1 pseudogene is annotated in these 1,015 nt (G+C 38.9%); it reads left to right on the forward strand.

Annotated elements, in window-relative coordinates:
- A pseudogene (locus tag C9J35_RS23160) lies at positions 1-1,015 on the forward strand (IS3 family transposase); the annotation flags it as partial.

The raw sequence follows: 1,015 nt of genomic DNA on the forward strand, positions 1-1,015 counted from the left end.
AACAAGAGTGAGTTATCCATACGAAGTAAAAATGAAGGCTATTGAGATGCGATTGACTGGTATACCTACGAAGCAGGTTTTAATTGAATTAAATATAAGGCATAAAACACAAGTGGAAACATGGATGCGTTGGTATAGAAACGGAGAAATACACCGATTTGAACAACCTGTAGGTAAACAATATACTTTTGGTAAAGGTCCTGAATATGAGAATGAACAAACAAAATTAGTAATGGAGAACCGTTATTTAAAGCAACAAATTGAGGTTTTAAAAAAGTACGCAGAGTTGGAGAGGAAGTGGTTGGAGAAGTAGCTGTACAGTTAGTAGAGACGCTAAAAGAAACGTTGTGCGTGAAGGATATATGTGCACATTTAGGAATTGCACGATCTACCTACTATCGTTGGAAACAGGCATCTGCGGATGCAAGGTCTCGTCAGGCGATTGAACGACGTATTGGAGAACTCTGTCGTGCACATAAATTCCGCTATGGTTATCGGAAAATTACTGCACTCTTACGCCAAGAAATACGCGTGAATCATAAAGTCGTACAACGTATCATGCAAAAATATGGTTGGCAGTGTCGAGTAAAAGTAAAAAAACGGAAACAAACTGGACAACCCTACTATATCGCAGATAATTTATTGAACCGTAATTTTGAGGCAACTGCACCTTTACAAAAGCTCGTTACCGATATTACTTACTTGCCATTTGGTCAGAAACAATTGTATCTTTCAAGTATTCAAGATTTATATAATGGCGAGATTATCGCCTACTCGATTGGTGATTGCCAAGATACTGATTTCGTGTTGAATACCTTATCCCAACTAGGTACTTTACCCGATGGGTGTACACTACACAGTGACCAAGGTTCGGTGTACACGTCATATCGATATCAACAGGCCGTAAAAGGGAAAGGCATTATCATGAGCATGTCCCGTAAAGGTACGCCCGCTGATAATGCCCCAATTGAATCATTTCATTCTGCATTAAAGTCTGAAACATTTTACTTAGACA

It is taken from the genome of Lysinibacillus parviboronicapiens, assembly GCF_003049575.1.
GTDB lineage: Bacteria > Bacillota > Bacilli > Bacillales_A > Planococcaceae > Lysinibacillus > Lysinibacillus parviboronicapiens.